The organism is Cyanobium sp. FACHB-13342 (assembly GCF_014697415.1).
In the GTDB taxonomy this organism is placed as follows: Bacteria; Cyanobacteriota; Cyanobacteriia; order PCC-6307; family Cyanobiaceae; genus Cyanobium_A.
In genome coordinates this window covers 254,418-267,268 of record NZ_JACJRT010000007.1, presented here as the reverse complement: position 1 = coordinate 267,268, position 12,851 = coordinate 254,418, and the positions used below count along the sequence as shown (strand labels likewise).

Here is a 12,851-nt window from a genome sequence, read left to right as displayed (position 1 = left end):
CAGGGAGGTCAGTAGGACTCGTCGCTGGCGAGTTCGCCGGGACCGGCGGCGAAGGCCAGCCATACCGGGAACTGCAGGATCGGGATGTCGATCACCTGCTCGCCCGCATCCACCACGATGAAGGGCAGCTCGCCCCGCTCTTCAAGGCGGTCGGCCCGCTCCACCAGCGCATCGGCCCGTTCGAACAGCACGATGCCGCTGGTGGGGCCGAAATCCTCCCGCGACAGGCCCAGGCAGTCCTGCAGGCCCCGGCGCCATTCCCCCAGGCGCTCGGGCTGGCCCGCCAGCACCAGGGTCTGGAATCGCTCGCCATAGAGCTCGCCGAGGATGGCGATGGCGGCGGCGGTGACCAGGGCATTGCGGCTGCGGCTCCCGCAGCTGGGTTGGGCACCCCGGCCCCCTTGCCCCAGAAACCAATCGTCGAGCAGGGAGGCGCCACTGGGTTCGAGGGTGCGGCGCAGCTGCCAGGGATCGGCGTAGAAATCCGGCTGGCCGCCGAAGCCCGCCAAGCGCTCGCGGATCAGGGCTTCGTCCTGGCTGAACAGCCCCGCCGCGGCGACTGGAGTGCCGGGTTCGGGGGCGGGGGGGACGCTGCTGGCCTGGTCGAGGGGGGAGGGCTGCACCAGCACCTGCTGGGGCACCAGGTCCACCTGTTCGGCCGCCACGGCCAGATCCTGCAGGGCGCCCACCAGGTAGTCCTGGAAGCCCTTGAGGCGCCGCGCCACCGCATCGGCCTGGCCCGCAAAGCTGCTTTCGATCTCCTTCTGGATCAGGCTGCGGCGGCTTTCGAGTTGCTGAATCTCCTCCTGCAGGGCCTGCCGCCGTTGGCGCAGTTCGGTGAGGGCCAACGCCGGCCAGTCGGGTTCGGAGCTGGCGGCATCGGGGCCGGGCCCTGGAGAGCTTGCCTCTTCAAGACTGGGGTCGGCAGGGCTGGGGTCGTCAGGCATCGCTGGGGGGATCGGAACGCTCCGGGGGGCTGGGCTGGCTCAGGTGCTGCTCCAGTTGCTCGCGCAGTGTGGCGGCATCGAAGAGCACTGGCAGCAGATGGATGCTGGCCTGTTCACGGAAATAGAACAGCACCGGTAGTCCTGGCCAGAAGAGTGTCCAGCCCAACCAGGCGGCATAGGGGAAGCGGCGCAGCAGGCTCTGCTGACGCCACACCAACAGGGCATCCGGGCCGAACTCCAGCCGCAGCAGCCAGGTCTGCAGCAGCAGAAACAGGCCAAACAGGGCCACTCCCAAACTCAGCCAGGGGGCGCCGCCCCAGAACGGCCACAGGCCAAGGCAGGCCAGTCCCAACACGATCACCCCGAGGGGCACGCCGATGCGCGGGGCCAACACCACGCCGCTGGATCCAGGAGAGAGGGCAGTCATCAGCTGAACAGCAGTTTGGTGAGCAGGGCGTCCATCAGGGCGACGGTGACCAGGATCATCACCACGGCGCCGGTGGTGCTGGTGCCCACCTCCTTGGGACCGCCCCGGGTGGTGAGCCCCCAGCCGCAGGCAATCACGGCGATCTGCAGGCCGAAGACCACCGCCTTCAACAGCATCGATGGCAGGTCGTCGGGCTCCATCCAGGTGCGCACCGAGTTCCAGAACACCGCGGGGGGAATGCTGTACAGCAGGGTGCTGCTCACCTGGCCGGACCAGATCCCCACCCAGAAGAAGAGCAGGCATTGCACCGGCGCCATGATCACCATGGCCACAACCCGGGGCACCACCAGGTACTCCACCGGGTCGGTGCGCAGCATGGTGATGGCGTCGATCTGTTCGGTCACCTTCATGGTGCCGATCTGGGCTGCATAGGCCGTGGCCACCTTGCCGGTGAGCAGGGTGGCGGTGAGCAGCGGAGCGATTTCCCTTGACAGCCCGAGGGCCAGCAGGCCGCCCACCGTGGCACTGGCCCCCTGTTTGGACAACTCCGCTGCCACCTGGATGTTGAACACGGTGCCGGCCGCCAGGGCGGTGATCAGCACGATCAGGAAGCTGCCGGGCCCGGCTTCCATCAGCTCCTGCATCAGGTCGTTGAAGCCGATGCGCCCCTTGGCCACAGCGCTCATCGCCTGGCCACCGATCAGCAGGCTGGCCCCCAAGCGCAGCAGCCAGCGGGGGGCCTTCAGCCAGACGGGACGCTTCATGGCTGGAGGGCTGTCATGGCTGGGGGCCGGTCATGGCGAAGCGGGCCGGTGGAGATGCAGGCCTTTCTCAGGCCAGCGTCGCATCACCAGGAGGCCCACGACGATCAGCACGGCCGGAATCAGACCCATGCAGAGGCGGATGGTGGCAAGGGCGGTGCCCGGTTGCACCAGGCCTGCGCTGGCTTGGTAGCCACTCAGGCTCAGCACGTTGCCGAGGGCGAACACGGCCACGCCGATGCCCAGTTTCTGGGTCACCACCATCCAGGCGGTGTAGAGCCCGGCGGGCTTGTCAGGGTCGGCGTCGACCGCATCGGGCAACAGGGCCCAGGGAATCAGGTAGGCGGTGGAGGCTCCGAGGCCGGTCACCATGATCGTGAGCAGCAGCAGGCCCACGCCGATGCCATTGCTGACGCTGGCCAGGGGCGCGGTGTTGGCATCCAGGGGGATCAGCAGGGTGGCCCCGACGCAACCGGCGATCCACAGGCCCGTGCCCCAGCGCAGGGCACAGACGCGACCATGGCGGCCCGCCACCCGGCTCCAGAGCTGCAGTCCGGCCAGGGCGCTGAGCTGGAAGGGGATCAGGATCCAGGTGCTCCAGCTCTCCGGCAGGTGCATCACCACCGCCAGGAAGATCAGCGACACGGGCTGCATCAGCTGCAGGGCACACCACAGCAGCAGGTAGAGCCCCAGCACTTTGACGAAGCGTGGGTTGCCGGCGATCCGACGCAGCTGGTGGCGGATCGGTTCGGGCTGGCCGGTGGGTCGCTGGCAGCTGCGGGCAAAGGGGGCCAGGCCCCAGCAGCACAGCAGGGTGAACACCGTCAGGGTGAGCCCGGACACCAGGCCCATACGGAGGTACCCCGTGGCTCCCTGTCCGAGCAGCAGGGCGCCGAGGACCAGGCCCGCCAGGCCCGCCAGGATCGACCCGGTGAAGCGGCTGGCATTGAGCTCGGTGCGCAGCTGGGTGGAGCTGGTGAGTTCGGAGGCGAGGGCGGAATAGGGGAGGTTGACGCAGGTGTACAGAGCCATCGCCACCAATTGGATCGCCACCAGCACGGTGAACTTCTGCCAGTCCCCGCCGGGTGGGACCCACCACATGGCCACGAGGGCCAGGCCGAGGGGGATGGCGCTGCCGGCCATCCAGGGCAGACGGGGGCCCCAGGGATGCTTGCTGTGGTCGCTCAGCCAGCCCACCAGGGGATCGTTGATGCCGTCCCACACCTTGAGCACCATCAGCACCAGGCCGGCCATCCAGGCCGGCAGCCCCACCACGGCGGTGTAGAAGACAAACAGATAGAAGCCCAGCTGGGTGGCCGCCATGCCGGTGCCGATGTCGCCCAGGCCATAGCTCCAGACCAGCCGCCGCCGGGCCCCCTTCCCTAGGGATGCAGGGGCTGCCGCTTGGGATTCAGGCGTCAAGGGCGGCGGTGGCGAGCTGGGGGCGCAGGCCATAATGCAGCAGCTTCAGGTTTCGGGCCCCCGGCGGAGGCGGCGAACCGGAGGCGGCACGTACATCTGTACTGCTGCGGGCGTAGTTTAGTGGTAAAACCTCAGCCTTCCAAGCTGATGATGCGGGTTCGATTCCCGCCGCCCGCTTCCCGTTCCGCCGTTGCTGGCCGCTGATGGCGCCCTGTCACTGAGCGCCTTCAGCGGGGCTCCCCCATGCTGCCGACCCGCACGGTGGAGCCCCGGTCGCTGGCGAGCACCTCGATGCCGCAGCGGATGCGCTCCCGGAGGCCGCCCACGTGGCTGATGATGCCGATCATGCGGCCACCCTCCCGCAGCCGGTCGAGTTCGTCCATCGCCAGCTGCAGGTTGTCGGGATCCAGGGTGCCGAAGCCCTCATCGATGAACAGGGCCTCCAGCCGCACCCCGCCCGCATGGGCCTGCACCGTGTCGGCGACCCCGAGGGCCAGGGCCAGGGAGGCCTGGAAGGTCTCGCCCCCCGAGAGGCTGCTCACCTCCCGCTCCTCGCCGGTATAGGCATCGAGCACCCGCAAGCCAAGGCCCGCTTGCCGTCCACCCCGGCTGCCGCCATCGGTGAGTCGCAGTTGGTAGCGGCCGGAGGTCATCAACTCCAGCCGTTGGTTGGCATAGCTGCAGATGTCCCCCAGGTAGGCCGAGAGCACCCAGCGCTGCAGGGAGATGTAGGGAGTGGCCCGGCCCTGGCAGCGGTCAGCCACGCCGCTGAGCAGCTGGGCCCGTTCCTGGACGCCGGCCAGGGCCTCGGCCCCCAGGCGGTGCTCGCCGGCGAGCCGCTGGATCTCGGCCTGGGCTCCCCGGGCCTGGGTGTCGCGCCGGGTGGCTTCCATTCGGGCCCGATCGGCCGCGGCCGTGGCGGCCTGGGCGGCGGCGGTGTCGGGCCGCTGCTCCGGCAGGTCGGCCAGATCGGCGCTGGCCAGTAGCCCCTTGAGTTCGATGACCTCGGTCTCGTAGGCCTGGATGCGTTGGGCCCAGTGCTGACGCACGCTGTCGTCCTTCAGAGCCTCCTGCACGGCCTGGCCATCGGCGAACTCCGATGCGGCCAGGTCCTGGGTCAGGCGGCCTGAGGCCTGCTCCAGCCGACTCGCGGCCGCGGTGCTGGCTGCGGTGCTGGTGGCGAGGTGTTTCAGGGCCGTCTCCAGGGGCCCGAAACCCTGCAGCACCTGCAGGGGATCGACGCCCTCACCCAGGTCCCGGCTGATCGCGGCGCCCAGGTTGGTGGCCCGCTCGCTGGCTTCGACGGCACTCCGCGTCTGCAGGGCCAGCTCCGTGCCGGCGCTCTGGATCGTGTCCTGCAGGGTTTGCAACGCCTGGTCGTCGGCCTGGATCGCCAGCTCCAGGCTGCTGGCCTGGGCCGCCAGCCCCTGGGCTGCGGCGAGGGCCGCCGCCGCTGCCCGAGCGGCCTCTGCGGCCGCCTCGGGATCCGTTGCGGCCACGCCGGCTTTCTCCAGCACCGCCTTGCAGTCCCCCTGGGCTTGCGCCACGGCCACCGCGGCCGCCTCAGCAGCCCGGCTGGCGGCTTGTACCGCCTGCTCCGCTGCCGCGAGTGCCGCATCCGTGCTGGCCGGATCCGTGGCTTGGGCGGGGGCGGGATGGTCCAGGGCGCCGCACACGGGGCACGGTGCCCCTGGTTCCAGGCCCCCGGCCAGTTGGGCCGCCATGCCCGCGATCTGACGCCGCCGGCACGCCTCGAGGGCCGCCTGGGCTTCGGCGAGTTGCCGGTCGGCCCGCCCCTTGGCGGCAAGGCTGTCCCGTTCGCGCTGCTGGGCTCCGGCCAGGGCCTCCGCTGCCCGGGCGCGTTCGAGGCACTCCTGGGCGGCCCGCTCCAGGCCGTTGAGCTGATCCCCCGCCGAGCGGGCCTGGGCCAACCCCTCAGCGGCCACCTGGCGGCTCTGCTGCCGTCGCTCCCGGTCGGCGACGCTGCGGTTGAGGCGTTCCTCCGCCTGGCCCGCGGCGCTGCGGGCCGCCGCCGCCTTGGCCCGGGCCTGCTCCGCCTCCTGGGCCTGGCTGACCAGGGCCGCCACTTCGGTTCGCCGCACCGCCAGGTCACTGCGGGCAGCCGCCAGGGCGTCCAGGCTGGGCAGCGCCATCAGATCGAGGGCTTCCACGGAGAGCGGCAGGGCCCTGGCCCCATCCCGGGCCCGGATCGTTTCCAGGCGCTGGCTCTGGAGGCCGCTCTGCAGGGTGGCCAGCGCCTCCCGGGCCTGCCGTTCAGCCTCCACGCTCGGCCGCAGCTGCTCCGCCCGCTCGGCCCGGCCCAGGCGCTGGCGGTAGTCCTGCACCGCCGGCTGCTTGGCCTCCAGGTCCGTCAGCCGGGTGCGGGCCACGGCCCGGCGATCCCAGCGGTCCGCCAGCTTGTCCATCGCCGCCTGGGCTGTTTGGGCCCCGTCCAGGTGAGCGCTGGCCTGCTTGAGGCCGGCCTCCGTGCTCGCCACCACGGCGCCGATCCGCTCCACCAGGCGCTCCAGATCGGCCTGGGTGGCGGGTTCGGCCTCGGCTTCGCTCTCCGGGGCGTAGGGGCTCCAGGTGTGGGCAGCCTGGCGCCGCAGCACCTCCTGGGCCCGGGTCTGTTCGGCCACGGCGATGCGGCCGGCCTTGGCCCTGTCGTCGAGCCAACCGGCGGCCTGCTCGTAGATCACGGTGTCGAAGAGGGTTTTGAGCAGGGCTTCCCGCTCCTCGGCCCGGGCCCGCAGCACCTCGGCGAACTTGCCCTGGGGCAGCAGAATCACCTGGCGGAACTGGCCCACATTCAGCCCCACCAGTCCTTCCACTTCCCGGCTCACCTCGGTGCTCCGGCTGGCGATCGGCTCCCACTCGCTCCCCGCCAGCCGGAACAGCACCCCCTGGGCCGCCTTCTCGGTGGTGCCAGCCCCGCGGGACTTCAGGGCGGTGTAGGCGGGGGAGCGCTCCACCCGATAGCGGGCCTCCCCAGCGGAAAACTCCAGGCACACCCGCGGCACCGCCGCCGGATCGGCGTGATCCGATCGCAGGGTCTTGATGCTGCGATCCCCCGATACCTCGCCATAGAGCGCAAAGCACAACGCATCCAGCAGAAAGGTCTTGCCGGCGCCGGTGGGGCCGTGAATCAGGAACAGCCCCTCCTGGCTGAGGGCGTCGAAACCGATGTCGACCGGGTCGGCGTAGGGGCCGAAGGCCTCGATCTGGAGCCGATGGGGCTTCACCGCTCCCCTCCCCGGTCAACCGCCTCCAGGGCCTCCCGCAGCAGCTGGGCTTCGGCCGGGTGGGCCTCGCGCCCCTGCTGATCGGCGAAGAAAGCGGCTGCCAGGGCCAGGGGGGAACTGGCCTGGCGCACCTGCTGGTTGCGGCTGCTGGCCGTGGAGCGGAGCACTTCCGGGGGGCGGTGGCGCAGCTCGGCCACATGGGGAAAACGGGCGTGCAGGCGGGCCATGGCCTGCAGGGGCAGCACCTCATCGGTGAGGACGACCCGCACCCGCGCCTCCACCGCGTCGGCGTACTGGGGCGCACGGCACAGCTCCTCGAGGCAGCCTTCGATCGTGCACAGCTTGCGCCCGACCCCCAGGGGCACCCGTTCCACGCTGGCGTTGCCGTTGGCATCGAGCTCGACAATCCGCACCGATTTGGTGTGGTGCTGCTCGGAGAACGAGTAGGGCAGGGGGGTGCCGGAGTAGGCCACCCGGGGACCATCCAGTTGCTGGGAGCCGTGCAGATGCCCCAGGGCGACGTAGTCGAAGCCAGCAAAGGCCTCCACGCTCACCCGGTCGACGTTGCCCAGGGTGAGTTCCCGTTCCGACTCGCTGGTCTGTCCGCCCGCCACAAAGGTATGGGCCACCAGCACGGCGTGGTGATCGGGCCGGCCTTGCCGATCCCGGTGGATTCTGCCCAGGGCGAGCCGGGTCACATCCTCGTGGCGCAGGCGGGTCGGCGCGGCGTTGTCCCCTTCAGGGCCGCGGGCCAGCCAGGGGCCATCCACCGCCGGTTCGAGGTAGGGCAGGGGGTAGATCGCCACCGGTGCCCCGCCTCGGCGGGGCTGCACCAGCACCGGCTGATCCGCCCGCCGCACGTCGCCCCGGATCGTCACCCCTAATGCGGCCAGCAGCGGGTCGTAGATGGACACCCGCACATGGGAATCGTGGTTGCCCGCAATCGCCACCACCGCTGCCCCGTCCTGACGCAGGTGGGCCAGGGTGTCGTTGAACAGCAGCACCGCCTCGGCCGGTGGGATGGCCCGGTCGTAGAGGTCGCCGGCGATCACCACCGCATCCACCTCGGCCTCCCGGGCCAGCTCGACAATCCGCGCCAGGGCCGCCGCCTGCTCCTCCAGCAGGGAGGCGCCATGGAAGTTCCGGCCCAGATGCCAATCGGAGGTATGGAGCAAACGCATCAGGCCATCCCGGCTACAGCTCGCGATCTTTGAGTAGGGGAGCGGCCACCAGCAGCATCAGGCTGCGGCTCTGCAGGGGGGCCCCGGTTGGGTGCCAGGCCTCGGGTCGGGCGGGCAGGTCGTCGCCGGCGGGCAGGGCCGTGTCGATGACCCGCAGCCAGCCCTGGGGACAGCTTGGCAACTCGAAGTGCATGGCCTTGCTGTAGGCGTTCAAGCCACACCACACCAGGGGGCCCTGCTGGCTGTCGTTGAGGCTCCAGGCCAGCGTGTGCGACCAGCTCGCCCAGTCTGGCTTGCCCAGTTCGACCCCGTGCCACTGGCGCCAGAGGTGACCGCGATCGCCGCTGCGGCGCTGGGGGCGATCGTCGAGAGGCAGTTCGGGGTTGAACAGTCCCGCCAGGTGGGCCCGCAGCCTCAGCAGACGCCGCAGGAACAGCTGAAGGGCCTGGTCGCCCGCGTCGGGCTGCCAGTGCATCCAGCCGAGGGGATTGTTCTGGCACCAGGTGTTGTTGTTGCCGCCCTGGCTCCGGCGCACCTCATCCCCCATCAGCAGCATTGGCACCCCCGGTGCCAGCAGCAGGCTGGTGAGCAGGTTGCGCAGCTGGCGTTCCCGCAGGGCCGTGATGGCGTGGTCGCTGCTGGGACCCTCCACGCCGTGGTTCCAGCTGTTGTTGTGGTTGTCGCCGTCGCGGTTGTCCTCGCCGTTGGCCAGGTTGTGCTTGCCGTTGAAACTCACCAGGTCGGCGAGGGTGAAGCCGTCGTGGGCCGTCAGGAAGGTGATGCACTGACCGGGGTGCACCGGGTTGGTGCTGAACAGGTCCGGGCTGCCGGAGAGGCGTTGCGCCATGGTCCAGCAGGTTTTTTCATCGCCCTTCCAGAAGCGCCGTAGGTCGTCGCGGAAGCGGCCGTTCCAGGTGGCTACCCGGCGTGCGGGGAAATCGGCCAGGCGATAGAGGCCGCCACAATCCCAGGGCTCGCTGATCAGCTTGAGGTCGCTGAGGTCAGGGTCGGCCTCCATGTCCTCAAACAGGGGGGGCGCCTCCAGGGGGGTCAGGTTGTCCCCCCGGCTCAGGGCGATGCCCAGGTCGAAGCGGAAGCCATCCACCCCCAGTTCGGTGGCCCAGCAGCGCAGGGATTCGAGGATCAGGCGGCGCACCAGGGGGCGGTTGGCGGCAATCGTGTTGCCGCAGCCGCTCACGTCCTGGTAATCGCCCTTGGCGCTCTGCTGGTAATAGAGGCGGTCGCAGAAGCCCCGCCAGCTGAGGGTGGGGCCGTCCTGGTTGCCTTCGGTGGTGTGGTTGTAGACCACATCCAGCAGCACCTCGATACCGGCCCGGTGGCAGGCGGTCACCAGTTGGCGCACCTGGTCGCGGGCGCTGAGCGGGTCCTCCCCCACCAGGTAGTCGGGATGGGGAGCCATCCAGCTCAGGGGGCTGTAGCCCCAGTAGTTGTGGCGGCCGGCCGGGGCATCGTGGGGGTCGAAGGCCATCACCGGCAGCAGCTCGATGGTGGTGATCCCCAGCTCGCGCAGGTAGGGCAGGGTGGGAATCAGTCCCAGCAGGCTGCCCTGCTGGTCCGCCGGCACCGGACAGCCCGGTCCCTGGGTGAAGCCGCCCACGTGCAGCTCGTAGATCACGCTCTTCTGCCAGCTGTGGCGTGGTCTGGGGGCGTGGTGGAAATCAAACCGGTCGCGCTCGGTCACCACCCCCTTGAGGCAATGGCCGGTGTTGGGTGCGGCTCCCACGGCGGCCCCGCGCTGGTAGCTGCCCCAGCCGGCGATGGCCCGGGCACAGGGGTCGAGCAGCACCTTCGAGGGGTTGAAGCCATGGCCGCCGGGCTGCAGCGGCCCAAACACCCGGTAGCCGTAGCAGCAGCCCAGGCCGACCCCCTCCACTTCCACGTGCCAGTGGTCGGCGGAGCGGTGCCGCTGGTCGAGTTCCACCACCCGCTCCGGTTCCACCGCATCGCCGTCGGAGAACAACAGCAACTCCACCCGGGTGGCCAGGGGGGCAACCACCGAGAAATTCACCCCCCTGGGGGTGAGGCTGGCGCCGAGGGGCCAGGGATGGCCGATGTGCAGGCCCTGGGCAAGGGCAGGACTGTTGAATTGGACAGTCAAGGCACCGAACCTGGGTGTTGCAACGTTAGGCAGCTCCTTTCGTGGGGGCACCCGCCACCCCGTTGCGGTGCCCATCTCCTGATCAATCCCCCCTGCCCTTGGCCCCGCTCTCCCAGCCCCCCGAATCCGGCCGCCCCCCCCAGCTGGTGCGCCCCGGGCTGTGGCTGTTCGCGCCCAGCCGCGACAGTCAGGGGGGCAGCAGCTGGCTGCTGGAGGCCGGGGCCTGGGGCGGCCGCGGCGATCTGTTGGTCGATTGCCCCGGGTTCACCCAGGCCAACCTCGACTGCTTGCAGCGGCGCACGGCGGAGGTGGGCCCCGGCACGATCGTGCTCACCAGCCGTGAGGGCCACGGCCGCTGTCGCCGCATCCAGGAGGCCCTGGGTTGGTCGGTGCTGGTGCAGGAGCAGGAGGCCTACCTGCTGCCCGGGGTGCGGGCCTGCACCAGCTTTGGGTCGGAGCACACCCTGGCGCCGGGGGTGGCCCTGCTTTGGACCCCTGGGCCCACGCCGGGAGCCTGCGTGCTGCATGTGCACACCGGTGCGCTCGATGGCTTGTTCTGCGGCCGCCTGCTGGTGCCGACCGGGCCTTCAGCCCTGGCCCCCTTGGCCACGGCGCGCACCTTTCACTGGGGCCGTCAGTTGGCCAGTGTGGAGCGGCTGCGCCGTTGGTTGCCGGCCGGCTCTCCCGCCTGGATCGCCAGTGGTGCCGGCCTTGGGGCGCTGCGCGGCGACAAGCTCGTGATGGGGGGTGCGGCGCTGCTGGCGGGCCTGGATCTGGCGTCTTTGGCCCCCGCTGGGCGTTGAGCTGAAAGCCTTCTGTGGGGAAATTGTCACGACAACCGTTGCAGCGGCGGACTTTTGTGTTGCAGCCCCGTCCAGAGCCCCATACCATTGGCGCGCTCATCTCAGGGCCGGTCGGGGTTTTCCGACTCGTCACCCTCATCGCGATCCGACCGTCGCAACTCCACCGCAACCCGACCGCCACCCCCGAGGCTTTCCCGTCCTATGAACAAAGCTGATCTCGTCAACCTCGTTGCCGCCCGCACCGAGCTCACCAAGACCGACGTCTCCCAGGTCGTTGATGCCGCCATCGAAACCATCATCGATTCGGTGGTGGAAGGCAAGAAGGTGTCCATCCTTGGCTTCGGTTCCTTCGAGCCCCGCGAGCGTTCCGCCCGCCAGGGCCTGAACCCCAAGACCGGCCAGAAGATCAAGATCCCCGCCAAGCGGGTGCCTGCCTTCACCGCCGGCAAGATGTTCAAGGACCGCGTCCAGGGCTGATGGCCCTCCTGGGCCCAGGCCCAGGCAACGCTTTCTGTAGCGGCCCTGCGGGGCCGCTTTTTGTTGCCGTGCCATGCCCCTGCCCTCCCATCTCCAGGCCCTGATTGACAGGGGGCAGCGCCAGCGTGAGCAGGCGTACCGCGGCCGTTTTGCCCCCTCTCCCACCGGCCCCCTGCACCGGGGCAACCTGCGCACGGCCCTGCTGAGTTGGCTGCATGCCCGGCTGCGGGGTGGCGCCTGGCTGCTGCGCATCGATGATCTCGACACGCCTCGCAATCGGCCGGGGGCGGAGGTCTCGATCCTGGCGGATCTGGCCTGGCTCGGCCTGAACTGGGATGGCCCGGTGCTGCGCCAGAGCGAGCGGCGGGGGCTCTATGCCAGCGCCCTCTCAGGTCTGCGCCGGGCGGGCCGGCTCTATCCCTGTCGCTGCAGTCGCCGCCTGCTGGCCGATGTGTCGGCCCCCCACGGCGCCCTGGCCGTGTACCCCGGCTTCTGCCGGGACCAAGCCAGTGGCTGGGGTGTTGAGCGGGGGCGGCTGCCCAGCTGGCGGCTGCGGCTGGAGGCCGGGCCCTTGGGCTGGGCCGAGGCCTATGGCCCCCCCGGGGTTCTGGATGGCCCTGCCGCCATCGGCGATGTGGTGGTGCGCCGGGCCGATGGCTATCTCGCCTATCACCTGGCCACGGCGGTGGATGAACTCAGCCTCGGCATCAGTGATGTGGTGCGCGGCGATGACCTGTGGACCGCCACCGGTGCCCAGGTGGCGGTGATGGCGGCCCTCGGTGCGACGCCTCCCCGCTACGGCCATGTGCCCCTCTGGCGCGACGGAGCCGGGCGGCGGCTCAGCAAGCGGGAGGGGGCGGAGGGGCTGGAGGGCTATCGGCAGCGCGGCTGGGATGCCGCCGCGGTGGTGGGCGACCTGGCAGCCAGTGCGGGGCTGGTGGCACCGGGCAGCCGTATTAGCGCCGCGGAACTCCTCCAAGAACTCGGCCCGGAGCACCTGGATCGCGCCCTGACGGGCCCCCAGACTTAAGGAAGCTTTCGGGATCAGGTGGGGAAAAGCGGACCACACTTATGGACAACAAAGTGTCCCCAGGTGGGGGTATCGCGATGACCGCCCATCCCTTCTCCAACCCTCTTCAGGCCAGTTCGGTGAGCCATTGTCGATGTCGCCAATGCGGAGGCAGCGGCATGCTGCGTCTCGACGACCAGCGCTACCGAACCTGCCTCGATTGCCTCGGCCAGGGCCAGGTGGTGCGGGCACTTGGGGTGACGCCCGCCGCCATCACGACCGCCGACATCCTGCAGCGACGTGCAGAGGTGGTGATCAGCCTTTCAGCTTCTTCTTCCGCCAGATGAAGAAGGCAGCGGTCGCCACCACCACGGCCAGGGGCGCCGCCGTCAACAGCAGCAGAATCACCGCGGTCCAGTCGGTGTACATCGCTCAGACGCCAAACCGTGGCCATCATCCC

11 protein-coding genes and 1 tRNA gene are annotated in these 12,851 nt (G+C 70.1%); 5 read left to right on the top strand and 7 right to left on the bottom strand.

Annotated elements, in window-relative coordinates; all coding sequences use genetic code 11:
• Positions 1 to 8: 8 nt before the first annotated feature.
• From H6G16_RS05245 to H6G16_RS05230, 4 genes are read right to left on the bottom strand one after another with little or no spacing between them, the layout of a single operon-like run.
• Positions 9 to 947 (bottom strand): DUF3086 domain-containing protein, encoded by a 939-nt coding sequence (locus tag H6G16_RS05245; protein WP_190389228.1) that lies wholly within the window; start codon positions 945 to 947, stop codon positions 9 to 11.
• Positions 940 to 1,374, bottom strand: a complete 435-nt coding sequence (locus H6G16_RS05240) for a DUF3119 family protein (RefSeq protein WP_190389227.1) — start codon at positions 1,372 to 1,374, stop codon at positions 940 to 942. The genes H6G16_RS05245 and H6G16_RS05240 overlap by 8 nt, the downstream gene beginning before the upstream one ends.
• Positions 1,374 to 2,120, bottom strand: a complete 747-nt coding sequence (locus tag H6G16_RS05235) for an ABC transporter permease (protein ID WP_190389290.1) — start codon at positions 2,118 to 2,120, stop codon at positions 1,374 to 1,376. The genes H6G16_RS05240 and H6G16_RS05235 overlap by 1 nt, the downstream gene beginning before the upstream one ends.
• A 48-nt stretch (positions 2,121 to 2,168) precedes the next feature.
• Complete coding sequence (locus H6G16_RS05230; protein ID WP_242036183.1) at positions 2,169 to 3,557, bottom strand: MFS transporter; 1,389 nt, start codon at positions 3,555 to 3,557, stop codon at positions 2,169 to 2,171.
• A 106-nt stretch (positions 3,558 to 3,663) separates the two neighbouring features.
• Between H6G16_RS05230 and H6G16_RS05225 the strand changes: the two genes are divergently transcribed.
• A tRNA-Gly gene (locus tag H6G16_RS05225) sits at positions 3,664 to 3,734 on the top strand.
• 50 nt (positions 3,735 to 3,784) lie between these two features.
• Here the strand turns inward: H6G16_RS05225 and H6G16_RS13270 are convergent.
• From H6G16_RS13270 to H6G16_RS05210, 3 genes are read right to left on the bottom strand one after another with little or no spacing between them, the layout of a single operon-like run.
• The gene (locus tag H6G16_RS13270) at positions 3,785 to 6,802 is read right to left on the bottom strand and encodes an AAA family ATPase (RefSeq protein ID WP_190389225.1); all 3,018 of its coding nucleotides are present in this window, start codon (positions 6,800 to 6,802) and stop codon (positions 3,785 to 3,787) included.
• Positions 6,799 to 7,983 carry an exonuclease SbcCD subunit D gene (locus tag H6G16_RS05215; protein ID WP_190389224.1) on the bottom strand — a complete coding sequence of 395 codons (1,185 nt, stop codon included), beginning with the start codon at positions 7,981 to 7,983 and terminating at the stop codon, positions 6,799 to 6,801. The genes H6G16_RS13270 and H6G16_RS05215 overlap by 4 nt, the downstream gene beginning before the upstream one ends.
• 13 nt (positions 7,984 to 7,996) lie before the next feature.
• Positions 7,997 to 10,063, bottom strand: coding sequence for an isoamylase (locus tag H6G16_RS05210; protein ID WP_242036210.1), 2,067 nt, complete (start codon positions 10,061 to 10,063; stop codon positions 7,997 to 7,999).
• Between the two features lie 137 nt (positions 10,064 to 10,200).
• Between H6G16_RS05210 and H6G16_RS05205 the strand changes: the two genes are divergently transcribed.
• The 4 genes from H6G16_RS05205 (at position 10,201) to H6G16_RS05190 (ending at position 12,738) form a co-directional block, all read left to right on the top strand.
• The gene (locus H6G16_RS05205) at positions 10,201 to 10,905 is read left to right on the top strand and encodes an MBL fold metallo-hydrolase (protein ID WP_190389222.1); all 705 of its coding nucleotides are present in this window, start codon (positions 10,201 to 10,203) and stop codon (positions 10,903 to 10,905) included.
• Between the two features lie 201 nt (positions 10,906 to 11,106).
• Positions 11,107 to 11,382: an HU family DNA-binding protein gene (locus tag H6G16_RS05200; protein ID WP_094561421.1), complete on the top strand. Its 276-nt coding sequence runs from the start codon at positions 11,107 to 11,109 to the stop codon at positions 11,380 to 11,382.
• A 73-nt stretch (positions 11,383 to 11,455) separates the two neighbouring features.
• Positions 11,456 to 12,412, top strand: a complete 957-nt coding sequence (gene gluQRS, locus H6G16_RS05195; protein WP_190389221.1) for a tRNA glutamyl-Q(34) synthetase GluQRS — start codon at positions 11,456 to 11,458, stop codon at positions 12,410 to 12,412.
• A gap of 77 nt (positions 12,413 to 12,489) precedes the next feature.
• Positions 12,490 to 12,738: a hypothetical protein gene (locus H6G16_RS05190; protein ID WP_190389220.1), complete on the top strand. Its 249-nt coding sequence runs from the start codon at positions 12,490 to 12,492 to the stop codon at positions 12,736 to 12,738.
• Positions 12,739 to 12,851 lie beyond the last annotated feature (113 nt).

Bases quoted from the DNA above. Each gene is read 5' to 3' on its own strand.
- H6G16_RS05245 (WP_190389228.1), bottom strand. From the start codon at position 947: ATGCCTGACGACCCCAGCCCTGCCGACCCCAGTCTTGAAGAGGCAAGC.
- H6G16_RS05240 (WP_190389227.1), bottom strand. From the start codon at position 1,374: ATGACTGCCCTCTCTCCTGGATCCAGCGGCGTGGTGTTGGCCCCGCGC.
- H6G16_RS05215 (WP_190389224.1), bottom strand. From the start codon at position 7,983: ATGCGTTTGCTCCATACCTCCGATTGGCATCTGGGCCGGAACTTCCAT.
- H6G16_RS05200 (WP_094561421.1), top strand. From the start codon at position 11,107: ATGAACAAAGCTGATCTCGTCAACCTCGTTGCCGCCCGCACCGAGCTC.
- gluQRS (WP_190389221.1), top strand. From the start codon at position 11,456: ATGCCCCTGCCCTCCCATCTCCAGGCCCTGATTGACAGGGGGCAGCGC.
- H6G16_RS05190 (WP_190389220.1), top strand. From the start codon at position 12,490: ATGACCGCCCATCCCTTCTCCAACCCTCTTCAGGCCAGTTCGGTGAGC.